Genomic DNA, 14,161 nt, shown 5'->3' with positions numbered 1-14,161 from the left:
ACGAGCCCGGGCATGACGGAGTAACTCACTGGCGGGGTTGCTCGTCCCAGGAGTCCGATATCTTCACATGCCCGCCTTGAACCTCCAGGGGACAATGGCGCCGCCCGAACCGAACTGACGCAGCGCTCAGCGCGGCAGCTTCCTGATCAACGCGGTCGCCAGCTTGATCGTCTGCTGCGCCAGCGGCGTCGGGCGCTTGTGCGCCGAGGTGACGAAGCACAGCACGCTTGTCGGGGCCGGCTCGGTCAGCGGCCGGATCGCGAGCTCGCCGGCGCGGCCCGAGGCGGCGACGCCGCTCGGGGTCAGCACCGCGTGGCCGTAGCCGGCGCAGACGAGATCGATGATCGAGGGCACGCTCGATACCTCCCAGGCGATGTCGAGCTTGATCCCGGCGAGCGCGGCCTGCGTCTCCAGCAGGCGCCGCATCGCGTGCACCCGCTCCGGCATGATCAGGCTGTAGCGCGACAGCTCGGCCATCGGCAGCGGCGCGGTGACGCGGCGCTTGCCCTTCGGCGCGTGGCTGACGAGGGCGAGCGGCTCCTGCAGCACCGGCGTGATCTCGATGCCGGCCTGCGCCTCGGGATTGTAGACCATGCCGACATCGATGCGGCCCGTGGTGACCCACTCGACCACATGCGTCGACAGGCCCTCGACCACGGCGAGCCGCGCCGCCGGATATTCCTTCCGGAAGCGATCGATCAGCGGCAAGGTCAATTGCCGCGCGATGCTCGGCGGCAGGCCGATGGTGACGCGGCCGACCGGCGCATCGCGGCTGGCGCCGAGATCCTCGCGCGCATGCGCCACCAGCTGCAGCACGCCGACGCTGTGGTCGAGCAGCCGCTTCCCCGCTTCAGTCAGTTCGACGCCGCGCCCGTTGCGCGCGAACAGCTGCTGCTTCAATTCCGATTCCAGCGCCCGCACCTGCCGCGACAGCGCCGGCTGCGCCACGTCGAGCACGGACGCGGCCTTGCTGAACGAGCCGAGCTCGGCGACCTGGACGAAGTATTCGAGCTGCTTGAGGTTCATGGGCGGTGGCCCCGCGAATGCCCGTGGTGTGACGCGAACTCGGAGCCGCAAGCGCGCTGCAACCTCGCCCCGCTTGCGGGGCCGCGACGAGCTTCGCTCGCGCTGAGAGGTCGGATTGCATCGTCAGATGCAATCCGGGTGAGGGGGTACAGGTCTATCCGCGAACACCCCCCGCGCGGCTGCCCCTCACCCCAACCCTCTCCCCGTAAGAACGGGGAGAGGGAGCGCACCGTTGTTCTCATCTGACAGCGAGCTTTCATCAAACCCGCCTCATCTCAATTCAACACGTTCACCGAAAAATTCAGCACCGACGCAAACCCTACCCAACACGCATAGGGCACGAACAGCAACGCGGCGATCCGATCCTCGCGCCATTGCATCACGATGAAGATCACGATCAGCACGAACATGCTGGCGATGATCGCGAACGCGACCCACATCAGATGCGCGGTGAAGAACACCGGCGACCAGGCGAAGTTCAGCACCAGCTGTCCCCACCACACCTGCATCACGGCGCCGCTTTCGACCCGCTCATAGGTGCGCCAGCCGGCGACCGCAATCATGATGTAGAGCACGGTCCAGGCGATCGGAAACAGCCAGCCGGGCGGGGTGAACCAGGGCTTGTTGAGCGAGCCGTACCAGGCGCCGGGCATGTTGGAGGCGCCGATGATCCAGCCGCCTCCGACCACGAGGACCAGCAGGACGAGGAGATGCAGGATGGATCGGTTCATATTCCGCTCGGCGTGATTTACAGGAGGAGGTTCTCGGTCCGTCCGCTGGCGACCGGCAGCCATGCGGCTTGGGCACCCACGCACGCACTGGACAGGGCTGCCGGGTGCGCGTAGCCAGGACATAACACAATGCGAGGAAAAGTCAGGGTTTTCGCCCTGATGCCAACGTCCAGGGACCGGAACGCCGATCACATCTGCGCCGGGTCCTGATACCAGGAAACGGAGTTTCGTCAGTGGCTGATTCCCCGGCCTCCCCTTCAGCCATCGCCTCGATCGCGGCCGTCGAAGCCGGCCTCGCCGCGCAGGGCTATATCGCCAGCCGCCAGATCGCCACCGCCGTCTACCTGTCGCAGGCGATCGACAAGCCGATCCTGGTCGAGGGGCCGGCCGGCGTCGGCAAGACCGAGCTCGCCAAGGCGATCGCCGCCTGGCGCGGCCTGAAGATGATCCGGCTGCAATGCTATGAGGGTCTCGACGAGGCCAAGGCGCTGTACGAGTGGAAATACGCCAAGCAGCTGCTCTACACCCAGATCCTGAAGGACAAGCTCGGCGAGGTGCTCGGCGGCGCCCAGACCTTGCATGCCGCGCTCGGCCAGCTGCATGATTTCGGCGACGTGTTCTTCTCCAAGGAGTTCGTCGAGCCGCGGCCGCTGCTGCAGGCGCTGCTCGAGCCAAACGGTTGCGTACTGCTGATCGACGAGATCGACAAATCCGACGCCGAGTTCGAATCGCTGCTGCTGGAGATCCTCTCCGATTTCCAGGTTACGATCCCCGAGCTCGGCAGCATCGCCGCCGCAAAGCCGCCGACGGTGATCCTAACCTCCAACTCCGAGCGCAATCTCGGCGACGCGCTCAAGCGGCGCTGCCTGCATCTGCACATCGGCTTCCCCGAGCAGAAGCTGGAGGAGCGCATCGTCGAGAGCCGCGTGCCCGGCATCGCGCAGAATCTGCGCCGGCAGCTCGTGGCCTTCATCCACGACGTCAGGACGCTCGACCTGAAGAAGCAGCCTTCGGTGAGCGAGACCATCGATTGGGCGCGCGTGCTGGTGCTGCTGCAGGCCGCTGAACTCGGCCACGAGGTGGTCAAGGACACGCTCAACGTGCTGCTGAAATACGAATCGGACATCGAGGTCGCGCTGCCGCAGGTGACGACCTTCGTCGCCAAGGCGCAGCGACAGAACATCTTCGGGTAGGCGCCATGCAGGAGAACCTGCATCGGTTCTTCCGGGCGGCGCGCGGCGCCGGCGTGCACGTCTCGCCGGCCGAGAGCATCGACGCCATGCGCGCGGTGGCGAGCGTCGGTCTCGCCGACCGCACGGTGCTGCGCGACAGCCTGCTGCTGACGCTCGCCAAGAGCGAGGACGAGAAGAAGGCGCTCGGCGCCTGCTTCGACCTGTTCTTCGCCCATGTCGATCCGGCGCAGGCCGAGGCGGATGACGACACGCGGCAGGACGCGGCGTCGAAGAAGGCCCAGGCAGCTCCGCCATCATCGGGACAGCCGGCCGGCGCCGAGGCGGATGCAGAGCTTGGGCCCCTCGCCCAGATGCTGCTGACGCAGAACACGGCTGACATCTCGGCCGCGATCGCCAACGCGTCCAGCGCCGTCGGGCTGTCGGAGATCCGCTACTTCACCCAGCGCGGCCTGTTCTCCAGCCGCATGCTGGAGACGATGGGCATCCAGCGGCTGCGCGACGATCTGGATACGCTTACCGAAACCAATCCGGCATTGGCGGAGCGGCTGCAGGCCGGGCTCGACGGCCTGCGCGACACCGTGCGCGATGCCGTCGCGCAGGCGCTGGCGCTGTACGGCCGAGAAGAGACCGAGAATCTGCGCCACGAGATCCTGCGCAACGCGCAGCTCTCGCGCATCGAGCCGCGCCAGGTCGCGGCGATGCGGGCGCTGATCCGGCAGATCGCGCGCCGCCTGCGCGAGCGCTATGCGAAGCCGCGCAAGCGCCAGCGCCGCGGCCATCTCGACGTCCGCCGCACGCTCCGCCGCAACGCCGCCTGGGGCAGCGTGCCCTTCCTCACCGCGTGGAAGCGACGGCACCGCGACCGGCCGAAGATCGTCGCGCTGTGCGACGTCTCCGGCTCCGTCGCCCGCGTCTCGGACTTCTTCCTGCTGCTGATCCACAGCCTGCACGACGTCGTCAGCGATGTCCGCTCGTTCGCATTCTCCGGCCACCTGATCGAGGTCAGCGAGATCCTGGAGCAGAAGCCGGCCGAGGAGGCCATGGCCGAGATCATGCACAAGGTCGGCTTCGGCTCGTCCGACTACGGCTCGTCGCTGGTCGATTTCGAGAAGCAGTTCATGGCCTCGGTGACGCCGCAGACCACCGTGATCATTCTGGGTGATGCCCGCAGCAACAAGCTCGCCCCGCGCGCCGACATCCTGAAAGCGATCTCGGAGCGCGCCAAGCGCGTGGTGTGGCTCAATCCAGAGGGCCGCATGACCTGGGGCTGGGGCGATTCAGAGATGCCGCGCTACCAGACCTTCTGCAACGTCGTCCGCCCCTGCGCGACGGCCCAGCAGCTCGAGCGCGCCGTGAGCGACATCGTCTCGGCCTATCAGTAGGCCACCGCTCTCACCCCGTCATTGCGAGCGAAGCAAGCAATCCAGGGGTGGAGCAAGGACTCTGGATTGCTTCGTCGCTGCGCTTCTCACCATGACGCCGAAAATTCGTAGGGTGGCAAAGCCGTCGTGCGGCGCAAGCCGCGCGATGGCGTGCCCACCGACAGTCCATCCGCGCAAGACGGCGGGCATGGCGCGAACATGTAACACGGACAAACAATCACATTGCGGGCGCGCCTTTGCCCACCCTACGCACCGTCGGCGGAGCTACCTTCCCCCCGCCGCCCGCTTCAACAATGCCGCACGCTGCTGGTCCGTAAAACTCACCCCCGACTTCTTCTCCACCACGCGCACCGCCCACGACCGCATCGGATCGTCATCCACCCGCGCCGGCTCGCGCAGAATGGCGACGCCGATCTCCAGCATCTTGGCATCGGCCTGATGCTCGATGCCGCCGCCACCGACGCTCGCCAATGCCAGCGCGCCGGCCGCAGCGCCGATGCCGGCGGCCAGCGCCGTCGCCACGAAGAGTTTCCAATCCAAGTCCGCCCCCTGCTCTCATCCGCCCCTGGGCGGCCACGCTCGAACAGGTTGGTGGCTGCGACATGGCGATCCCGCGTCCATCGTTCGACAGAGGGCGCATCAGGCGACCACAATTGTTCGACGAACGAAGCGCGATGCCCGCGAACTGTGATGTGCTGTGTGACTGCCCGTCGCGTTACCATGTCGCAGCGCTCGAGCCTTGTGTCGTCGGGCAAATCACGACGATGCTTGCGCCCAACCTGATCCGGCGAAGAGGGGCGTACGCGTCGTCACGATACGTGGGGCAGGCTGCGGCGGACGCCGTTGCATCATGCGCTTGTTGCGCGGACGAGTGATGTCGTGGCGTACGGTGAAGTCGTGATGTCCTGATACCCCGACGCTGGTATCACCCGCGCAACGCGCTACGCGCGTTGTCGCGAACGCGACGAGGCTTCGCCTCGCGCGGAGGTGGCCAACAACCCGGCGCACCAGGGAGACCACGTATAAGCCGTCAAACATCGCGCAGGGAAGGCCGGCATGTTCGGCCCACCTGTGGTTCCTGCCCCGTGCATTTTTGATCGCACGGGGGCCGCGGGTGTGGTGGACACCCGGCCTTCCCTGCGCCCTCGATTTTCGCCGGGGGTGATCGACCAGCAAAGCTCGGGCCGACCAGCCGCGAGAGCGCGATGTCATATTCCAGATTCGACCGATCAAAGACGGGCCCCTGCCGGCAGCACCCGCCCTCAGCGCGGCACCACCGCAGTCGCCTCGATCTCCACCCGCGCGGCCTTCTCGACCAGCCTGACGACCTGCACCAGGGCCATCGCGGGATAATGACTGCCAAAGATCTCGCGATAGATCTTCCCAAGCTCCTTCAGATGGCCGAGATACTCATCCATGTCGACGACATACCAGGTCAGGCGCACCAGGTGCTCCGGACGCGCATGGCCCTCGGCCAGGATTGCGGAGATGTTTTCCAGCGCCTGCCGCACCTGCGCGACGAAGCCGTCGGCGAGCGTCTCGCTCGCGTCCCAGCCGATCACGCCGCCGGTGACGACGATGCGCCCCTCGGCGCTGATGCCGTTGGCATAGCCCTTTGGCATCGGCCAGCCGCTCGGCTGCAGCACGCGCATGCCCTCGGCCTCATCCTGCTTCACCACGGCCAGCGTGGGCGCCTTGGTCGTGCTCACGACTGTGCCTCCTTATCGATTGTCAGCGCCGGACGGCGGCGCGGCCACGCCTTGCGCCAGCTGCCGCAGGGCAAAGCGCTTCAGCTTGCCGGTCTCGGTCTTGGGCAACTGTGTCACGAACTCGATCGCACGCGGATATTTGTACGGTGCGATCTCGCGTTTGACATGCTCCTGCAGTTCGGCCACCAGCGCCGGCGTGCCTTCGGCTCCCGGCGCCAGCACGACATAGGCCTTCACGACCATGCCGCGCGCGTCGTCGGGAGCACCGACAACGCCGCATTCGGCGACCGCCGCGTGCGTCAGCAGCGCCGCCTCGACGTCGGTGCCGGCGATGTTGTAGCCGGACGAGACGATCATGTCATCGGAGCGCGACTGATACCAGAAGTAGCCGTCCTCATCCATCACATAGGTATCGCCGGTGACGTTCCAGCCGTTCTGAACATATTTGCGCTGACGCTCGTCGGCGAGATAGCGGCAGCCGGTGGGACCGCGCACTGCGAGCCGCCCCATCGTGCCCGGCGGCACGTCGCGGCCCTCGTCGTCGACGATCTTGGCCTCGTAGCCCGGCACCGGCTTGCCGGTGGCGCCGGGGCGGATCTCGTCCTCGATGGCGCTGATGAAGATGTGCAGCATCTCGGTCGAGCCGATGCCGTCCATCAGCTTCAGCCCGGTCGCCTTCAGCCAGGCGTCGAAGGTCGGCTTCGGCAGGGTCTCACCGGCGGAAACGCATTTGCGCAGCGAGGAGATGTCGCGCCCCTCGAGCTTGCTCAGCATCGCCCGATAGGCGGTCGGCGCCGTGAAGCAGATCGTGGCCTTGGTGCGCTCGATGGCCGCGAGCAGATCGTCCGGCGAGGTCTTTTCCAGCACGACATAGGATGCCCCGATATGCATCGGAAACAGCACGCCGCCGAAGCCGAAGGTGAAGGCGAGCGGTGCGGTGCCGATGAAGCGGTCGCTCTGGCTGGCGCGCAGCACGTTGCGGGCGTAGCCGTCGCACACTGCGAGCATGTCGCGGTGAAAATGCATGGTGCCCTTGGGATCGCCGGTCGTACCGGAAGTGAAGGCGATCAAGCAGAGATCGTCGGAGGCGGTGTCGACTGCGGTGAACTCCGGGCTGGCATCGGCGATCAGCGCTTCCAGCGCGCTGGGCTGGCCGTTGCCCCAATAGACCACCTGCTTCAGCGCCGGCGCGATCGGGCGGGTCTTTTCCATCTCGTCGGCGAGCTTGCCGTCGCACAAGGCCAGCGCGATCTGCGCCTTCTGGATCGGATAGGACAGCTCTTTGGCGCGCAGCAGCGGCATGGTGGCGACCACGATGCCGCCGGCCTTGATGACGGCCAGATAGGTGGCAACCATCATCGGATTGTTGGCGGAGCGGAGCAGCACGCGGCCGCCGGGCACGAGGCCGAGCTTGCCGACCAGGACGTTGGCGATCCTGTTCACCAGGGCCTGCAGCTCACGATACGTGTAGCCGATGTCAGCGCTGATGATGCACGGCGCATCGCCCCGCCCCTCATTCACCCAGCGATCGACGAAATGCGTCACGCAGTTCAGCCGCGGCGGATACTGGAATTCGGGCCGGCTGAAGACGAAGTCAGGCCACAGCTCGCGCGGCGGCAGATTGTCCTGGGCGAAGGTGTCGACGTGGGCGCTGTGCGCATGCGCACTGGCGCTCTCCGGCTGCTGAACCTTGGCGGCAGTGGCCATCACACGCTCCTGTCTGAAGGGAAGAACGCCCGGCACGTTTCAGTCCTAAACATTTTAGACTTAAAACATCTGGACGCAAGAGCCGAAGAGAGCCGAAGATTGTGCACTGCCCGCAAATTGTTTGAGCGTTTGCCGCGCGTGGCAGCGTGGCCTGCGACGTCCTGTCAGGCCCGCTTCAATCCTGCCGGCGCTGCACGGCCTTCTGCGCCGACCCCTTGGTCTTGGCGAGCAGCCGCATCAACTCGCGCACGTCTTTCTCCGTGAGATCGCCGAAGATATCCGCGATCCAGGTCTCGTGCTCGGCCGCCATCTTGCGGAATTCGGCGCGGCCGAGCTTGGTCAGCCGGATCACCTGGACGCGGCGGTCGGTATCGGAGGTGCGGCGATCCAGATGGCCGGATTCGACGAGGCGCTCGACCAGTCCGGTGACGTTGCCGTTCGAGACCATCATGCGCTTGGAGACGTCGGACAGGGTCATGCCATCAGGCGCCTTGTCGAGCTGCGCCATCAGGTCGAAACGCGGCAGGGTCACGTCGAAACGCTCACGCAGCCGGCTGCGGATCTCGCCTTCGATCAGCGTCGTGCAGGTGAGCAGGCGCAGCCACAGCCGCAGCTCCTCGGCATGGTCCTCGGGCAGCTCGACGGCCTTGGTCTCGGAATCAAGCGTCATGACGGAATCACTTGGGCACGTTCAGCCTCGTCTGGCGAGGCTCGTGAGTTTGACCTTCAGGACCTCCCGGGAGCAAGGAAAAATGTACCGTCATTTTGCGCAGGACGATGAGGCGGCAATTCCTTTAACCTTCAAGCAATTGGCGCGGCGCTTGCATGCGTGCCGAAACTGCCCTTTCCGCAAGCAGCTCGCTTGCGGCTGAGGGCGTCATCAGACTAGGCTTGTGACCAAGCTGCGGTCTGGCCCATCGTTTGGTCAGGTGCAAAAAAACATAAACCTGAAATTCCGCATCCCGGGGGAGTTGTCATGAAAATGAGTTCGAAGCTGGCCGGTCTCGGCGTCGGTCTTGGCATTGCTGCGAGCCTGCTCGCCCAGCCGACGCTGGCCGCCGACAAGATCAAGATCGGCGTCATCGTCACCCTCTCCGGCCCCGCCGCCGCGCTCGGCGGCCAGGTCCGCGACGGCTTCAACCTTGCCATCAAGGACCTCGGCGGCAAGATGGGCGGCAAGGACGTCGAGGTGGTCGTCGCCGACGACGAGCTCAAGCCGGACGCCGCGATCACCAAGGTCAAGGGCCTGCTCGAGCGTGACAAGGTCGACTTCGTCGTCGGTCCGATCTTCTCCAACATGCTGCAGGCGATCCACCGGCCGGTCACCGAGAACAAGACCTTCCTGATCAGCCCGAATGCCGGTCCGTCCAGCTACGCCGGCAAGGAGTGCAGTCCCTACTTCTACGTGACCTCGTACCAGAACGACCAGGTGCATGCCGTTCTCGGCAAGGTCGCGCAGGACCGCGGCTACAAGAAGATGTATCTGCTGGTTCCGAACTACCAGGCCGGGCGCGATTCCGTCGCCGGCTTCAAGCTCGACTACAAGGGCGAGATCGTCGAGGAGTCCTACGTCCCCCTCAACACGCTCGATTTCCAGCCTGAACTGTCCAAGATCTCCTCGCAGAAGCCGGACGCCGTGTTCACTTTCATGCCGGGTGGCATGGGCGTGAACCTCGTCAAGCAGTTCAAGCAGGCCGGCCTTGCCGACACCATTCCGGTGCTCTCGGCCTTCACGGTCGACGAATCCACGCTGCCTGCGCAGCAGGACGCCGCGGTCGGAATGTTCGGCGGCGCCAACTGGGCGCCCAATTTCGACAATCCGCAAAGCAAGAAGTTCGTCGCCGGCTACGAGGCCGCCTACAACAGCGTGCCCGGCACCTACGCCATGCAGGCCTATGACGCCGCGCTTTTGATCGACAGCGCCGTGAAGGCGGTCAATGGCGACCTCAGCAACAAGGATGCGGTGGCCGCGGCGCTGAAGAAGGCCGATTTCGCCTCGCTGCGGGGCAACTTCAAGTTCAACACCAATGGCTACCCGATCCAGGACTTCTATCTGACCAAGGTCGCCAAGCGGCCCGACGGCAAGTTCCAGACCGAAATCGTGCAGAAGGTGTTCGAGAACTACGCCGACCGCTACGCCAAGGATTGCGCGGCCAAGTAACAACAGGGAGCGAAACCAACATGAGCCATCCGGAAATCGCCGGCATCACCCGGGCCAATGAGGGCATCCAGGGCATCTCCTGGAACATCCTCGGCCAAGTCTACGTACCGAAGAACCGCACCGAGCACAGCTTCTCCTGGCATGCGACGTTCCCGGTCGGCACCTTCGTGCCGCCGCACATCCATCCCGACCAGGACGAGTATCTCTACATCCTCGAAGGCCGGCTCGACTTCTTCCTCGATGGCGCCGAGGAATACGCCACCGCCGGCGACACGGTGCGGCTGCCGATGGGCAAGCCGCACGGCATCTTCAACAAGTCGCAGCAGACGGCCAAAACGCTGTTCTGGGTGTCGCCGACCCGGCGGCTCTACGAGCTGTTCTGGGCGATCCACAACATGCGCGAGCAGAACCCGGACGACGTGGTGAAGCTCGCCGCCGAGCACAACATCCACTTCCTGCCCCCGCCTCCGGGGGCGTGAGCCGGGCTGGTGCTTGGGTTCGAACTATACCGCAGAATGCAGTCGGCTCCCTCTCCCCGTTGTTACGGGGAGAGGGCTGGGGTGAGGGGCAGCCCGGAAAACGGTGCTCGACGCTGACTTACGACGCCTGCCGCGTCACCATCCGCGCGGCAAAGCCGGCCCGGTTGGCATAGCCGCGCACGATGCCTTCGCGGGCTTCGTAGTTGAGGATGGTGTTGATGTCGCTGAACCCCTGCGGCGCGAGCTGCTCGACGGCATCGATGACGCCCTCGGGGCCGCCGCGACGGTTGGACGCGACGATCTCGGCCGTCATCGGCAGCCGCTTCTGCTCATAGGTCATCAGCGCCTGGCGCGGATGCTCGGAGCGGGCCAAGGCATCGGCGAGCGCTCGGGCATCGAGAATGGCCTGCGAGGCGCCGTTGGAGCCGACCGGGTACATCGGATGCGCGGCGTCGCCCAGCAGCGTGACGCGGCCACTCGACCAGTAAGGCAAGGGATCGCGGTCGCAGCAGGGATATTCCCAGAACTCCGGCGTCGCCCGCACCATCGCGGCGAAGTCGACCTGGGGAATGGAGAAGCCGTTGACATGCGGCATCAGCTCGTCGGCCTTGCCGAGCCGCGACCAGTCCTCGCGCCGCGGCGGCGCGGTGTTGGCATCGCCGATGCGCACCAGCACGGCCCAGTTGGTGAGGCGGCTCGCGGGGCTCGAGCCCTCGGCGATCGGATAGATCACCGCCTTGGCGTTGAGGCCGCCGGCGATGATCATCGAACGCCCGGTCAGGAACACCGGCCAGTCGGTGGCGCCGCGCCACAGCATCAGGCCGTTCCAGCACGGCGCGCCCTCGTTCGGGAACAGCGTCTGCCGGACCTTGGAATGGATGCCGTCGGCGCCGATCAGCACGTCGCCGCGGGCGGTGTGGACATGGGCGCCGGTGCGGTCGAAGAAATACGCGGTGACCCCGCCCTCATCCTGGGTGAAGGCGCCGAGCCGGCAGCCGGTGTGGACCTTCTCAGGCCCGAGCCGCTGCATCACCGCCTGATGGATCACGCTCTGCAGACGGCCGCGGTGAATCGAGAATTGCGGCACATCATGGCCGGCATCGAGCCCGCGGGTCTCGTGCCAGACCTCCTGGCCGCGCCGGGTCAGGTAGAACAGCTCATAGGTCCGGATGGCGACCTCGTCGAGCCGGTCGAGCAGCCCGAGCTGGGCGAGCTCGCGGATCGCGTGCGGCAGGGTGTTGATGCCGACACCGAGCTCGCGGATTGCATCCGCCTGCTCGAACAGCTCACAGTCGATGCCGCGCGCCCGCAGCATCAGAGCCGTGGTCAATCCGCCGATACCGCCGCCTACGATGATCGCCTTCATCGTCCCCTACTCCACTCGTACTTCGCATACCGGGCGGCAGCGTTGCACAGCGGCTCACTCCGCCGCAAGCGGCTTCGCAGCCTCGGCCTTCAGCTCGGCCCGCGTTTTCGGCTTAGCCTTAATCTTCAGCTCCTCGAAATCCTGCCGGTCGCGGACGCTGTTGCGGAAGATCTGCTCCTTGCCCGGCAGATATTGCGGTGGACAGAACATGTCGGCGCCGTACCAGGCCGCGGCCTTCATCGTGAAGGCGGGGTCGACCAGATGCGGACGGCCGAGCGCGACGAGATCGGCGCGGCCGGCGGCGAGGATGGTATTGACCTGGTCGGCCGAAGTGATGTTACCGACGCACATGGTGGCGACATCAGCCTCATTGCGGACCTGGTCCGAGAACGGCGTCTGGAACATGCGGCCGTAGATCGGCTTGGCCTCGCGCACGGTCTGCCCGGTCGAGACGTCGACGAGATCGACGCCCGCCTCGCCGAAGGCGCGGGCGATCAGCACCGCGTCGTCACCAGTGATGCCGCCCTCGGCCCAGTCGGTGGCGGAGATGCGCACCGACATCGGCTTGTGCGCCGGCCACGCCGCGCGCATCGCCGCGAACACTTCCAGCGGGAAGCGCAGCCGGTTCTCCAGCGAGCCGCCGTACTCATCGGTGCGCCTGTTGGTCAGCGGCGATATGAAGCTCGCGAGCAGATAGCCGTGGGCGCAGTGCAGTTCGAGCATGTCGAATCCGCACCGGTTGCCGCGCTCGGCCGCAGCGACGAAGTCGGTCTTGATCGCATCCATCGACTGGCGGTCGAGCTCGCGCGGCACCTGGCTGTCCGGGAAATACGGCAATGGCGACGCCGACACCACGTCCCAGCCGCCCTGCTCCAACGGCCGGTCGATGCCGTCCCACATCAGCTTGGTCGCGCCTTTGCGGCCGGCGTGGCCGAGCTGCAGCGCGAACTTCGCCTGCGAGTTCGCATGGACGAAATCGACGATGCGCGTCCACGCCGCCTCCTGGGCGTCGTTCCACAGACCGGCGCAGCCGGGCGTGATGCGGGCACCGCGGCTGACGCAGGTCATCTCGGTGAACAGCAGACCCGCGCCGCCGATCGCGCGCGAGCCGTAATGCACCAAGTGGAAATCGCCAGGGACACCTTCCTCCGCCGAGTACATGCACATCGGCGACAGCACCGCGCGGTTCACGATTGTCATCTCGCGCAGCTTGAGCGGCTGGAACATCGGCGCCAAGGGCTTCTCGACATCGACATCAAAACCCTTGGCGCGGACCTGGCGCGCGAAGGCCTTGTCAACCTCGGCCACGAAGTCCGGCGCGCGCAGAGTGAGATTGTCGTAGGTGATCGCTTTCGAGCGCGTCATCACGCCGAACGCGAACTGAACCGGATCGAAATCCCAGAAGCGGTCGACATGCTCGAACCAGACCAGCGACACGTCGGCGGCGTGCTGGGTCTTCTCGACCTCCTCGCGCCGGCCATGCTCGTAAAGATCGAGCGCCGCTGGAATGTTGGGCGCGCGCTGCATGGCGTCGGCCAGCGCGATCGCGTCCTCCATCGCAAGCTTGGTGCCCGAACCGATCGAGAAATGCGCGGTCGACTTGGCGTCACCGAGCAGCACCATGTTGTCCCTGACCCAGCGCTTGTTGCGGATCATCGGGAAATTGCGCCACATCGAGCGGTTGATCAGCAGCGGATGGTCGCCGAGGAACCAGCCGAAGATCTCCTTCATGCGATCGGCGGACTGCCGCTCGTCGAGCCCGGTCAGGCCGGCGCGCTCGAAGGTCTCGGGATCCGTCTCGAATATCCAGGTCGAGTGCCCCGCCTCATACTGATAGGCGTGCGCAATGAACGGGCCCCACTCCGTCTCCTGGAAGATGAAGGTGAAGGCATCGAGCGGCTTGGTCGAGCCCATCCACGCGAACTTGTTGGCGCGCAGGTCGACCTCGGGCTGGAAGTGATCGACATACTTCTGGCGGAAGCGGCTGTTGATGCCATCCGACAGGATCAGGAGATCGGCATCAGCGAATTGCGTCTCGTCCTCGAGATCGACCTCGAAGTGCAGAGCGACACCCAGCTCGTGGGCACGCTCCTGCAGGATGCGCAGCAGCGTGCGGCGCGAGCAGCCGCAGAAGCCGTTGCCGCCGACGCGATGCACCGTGCCGCGGAAGTGCACGGCGATATCATCCCAGTAGGCGAACTCCTGGGTGATGCGCTGGTAGCTCGGCAGATCGTGCTTCTCGAAATTGTCGAGCGTGGCGTCCGAGAACACCACGCCGAAGCCGAACGTATCGTCGGCACGGTTGCGCTCGTAGACCGCGATGTCGGCGCTGGGCCGCTGCTTCTTGAGCAATATCGCCGCATAGAGACCGGCAGGTCCGCCGCCGATGATCGCGATCTTCATGAGC

12 protein-coding genes are annotated in these 14,161 nt (G+C 65.8%); 4 read left to right on the top strand and 8 right to left on the bottom strand.

What is annotated here, in order from left to right:
- Positions 1–126 precede the first annotated feature (126 nt).
- Both ACQR2C_RS23040 and ACQR2C_RS23035 read right to left on the bottom strand, forming a co-directional pair.
- Complete coding sequence (locus tag ACQR2C_RS23040) at positions 127–1,026, bottom strand: LysR family transcriptional regulator (protein WP_315802427.1); 900 nt, start codon at positions 1,024–1,026, stop codon at positions 127–129.
- Positions 1,027–1,301: 275 nt separating this feature from the next.
- Positions 1,302–1,715 carry a TspO/MBR family protein gene (locus ACQR2C_RS23035; RefSeq protein ID WP_315802546.1) on the bottom strand — a complete coding sequence of 138 codons (414 nt, stop codon included), beginning with the start codon at positions 1,713–1,715 and terminating at the stop codon, positions 1,302–1,304.
- Between the two features lie 275 nt (positions 1,716–1,990).
- On the opposite strand from ACQR2C_RS23035, the gene ACQR2C_RS23030 reads away from it, so the two are divergent.
- Together ACQR2C_RS23030 and ACQR2C_RS23025 are read left to right on the top strand one after the other, a co-directional pair.
- Positions 1,991–2,950, top strand: a complete 960-nt coding sequence (locus ACQR2C_RS23030; protein WP_315802426.1) for an AAA family ATPase — start codon at positions 1,991–1,993, stop codon at positions 2,948–2,950.
- 5 nt (positions 2,951–2,955) lie between these two features.
- Complete coding sequence (locus ACQR2C_RS23025) at positions 2,956–4,332, top strand: vWA domain-containing protein (protein WP_434882188.1); 1,377 nt, start codon at positions 2,956–2,958, stop codon at positions 4,330–4,332.
- Positions 4,333–4,596: 264 nt separating this feature from the next.
- Here ACQR2C_RS23025 and ACQR2C_RS23020 read toward each other — a convergent pair whose 3' ends face one another.
- From ACQR2C_RS23020 to ACQR2C_RS23005, 4 genes are all read right to left on the bottom strand, one after another.
- Positions 4,597–4,872 carry a hypothetical protein gene (locus ACQR2C_RS23020; RefSeq protein ID WP_434882187.1) on the bottom strand — a complete coding sequence of 92 codons (276 nt, stop codon included), beginning with the start codon at positions 4,870–4,872 and terminating at the stop codon, positions 4,597–4,599.
- A gap of 722 nt (positions 4,873–5,594) precedes the next feature.
- Positions 5,595–6,041: a RidA family protein gene (locus ACQR2C_RS23015; RefSeq protein ID WP_315802423.1), complete on the bottom strand. Its 447-nt coding sequence runs from the start codon at positions 6,039–6,041 to the stop codon at positions 5,595–5,597.
- A gap of 12 nt (positions 6,042–6,053) precedes the next feature.
- Positions 6,054–7,748 (bottom strand): benzoate-CoA ligase family protein, encoded by a 1,695-nt coding sequence (locus ACQR2C_RS23010; RefSeq protein WP_316218455.1) that lies wholly within the window; start codon positions 7,746–7,748, stop codon positions 6,054–6,056.
- Between the two features lie 175 nt (positions 7,749–7,923).
- On the bottom strand, positions 7,924–8,418 hold the full coding sequence (locus tag ACQR2C_RS23005) for a MarR family winged helix-turn-helix transcriptional regulator (RefSeq protein WP_315751998.1): 495 nt from the start codon (positions 8,416–8,418) through the stop codon (positions 7,924–7,926).
- Between the two features lie 306 nt (positions 8,419–8,724).
- Here ACQR2C_RS23005 and ACQR2C_RS23000 point away from each other — a divergent pair, with 306 nt between their 5' ends.
- Positions 8,725–9,909 (top strand): ABC transporter substrate-binding protein, encoded by a 1,185-nt coding sequence (locus tag ACQR2C_RS23000; protein WP_316183228.1) that lies wholly within the window; start codon positions 8,725–8,727, stop codon positions 9,907–9,909.
- Between the two features lie 20 nt (positions 9,910–9,929).
- The gene (locus tag ACQR2C_RS22995) at positions 9,930–10,388 is read left to right on the top strand and encodes a cupin domain-containing protein (protein ID WP_172111799.1); all 459 of its coding nucleotides are present in this window, start codon (positions 9,930–9,932) and stop codon (positions 10,386–10,388) included.
- 118 nt (positions 10,389–10,506) lie between these two features.
- Here the strand turns inward: ACQR2C_RS22995 and ACQR2C_RS22990 are convergent, their stop codons facing one another.
- Both ACQR2C_RS22990 and ACQR2C_RS22985 read right to left on the bottom strand, forming a co-directional pair.
- Complete coding sequence (locus ACQR2C_RS22990) at positions 10,507–11,754, bottom strand: flavin-dependent oxidoreductase (protein ID WP_434882186.1); 1,248 nt, start codon at positions 11,752–11,754, stop codon at positions 10,507–10,509.
- Positions 11,755–11,808: 54 nt separating this feature from the next.
- Positions 11,809–14,157, bottom strand: coding sequence for a bifunctional salicylyl-CoA 5-hydroxylase/oxidoreductase (locus ACQR2C_RS22985; protein WP_434882185.1), 2,349 nt, complete (start codon positions 14,155–14,157; stop codon positions 11,809–11,811).
- Positions 14,158–14,161: the final 4 nt, after the last annotated feature.

Source organism: Bradyrhizobium sp. HKCCYLRH3061 (genome assembly GCF_051168015.1).
Classification (GTDB): domain Bacteria; phylum Pseudomonadota; class Alphaproteobacteria; order Rhizobiales; family Xanthobacteraceae; genus Bradyrhizobium.
Note: the sequence above shows the minus strand (reverse complement) of the source record. Positions and strands in the feature narration are given on the sequence as shown.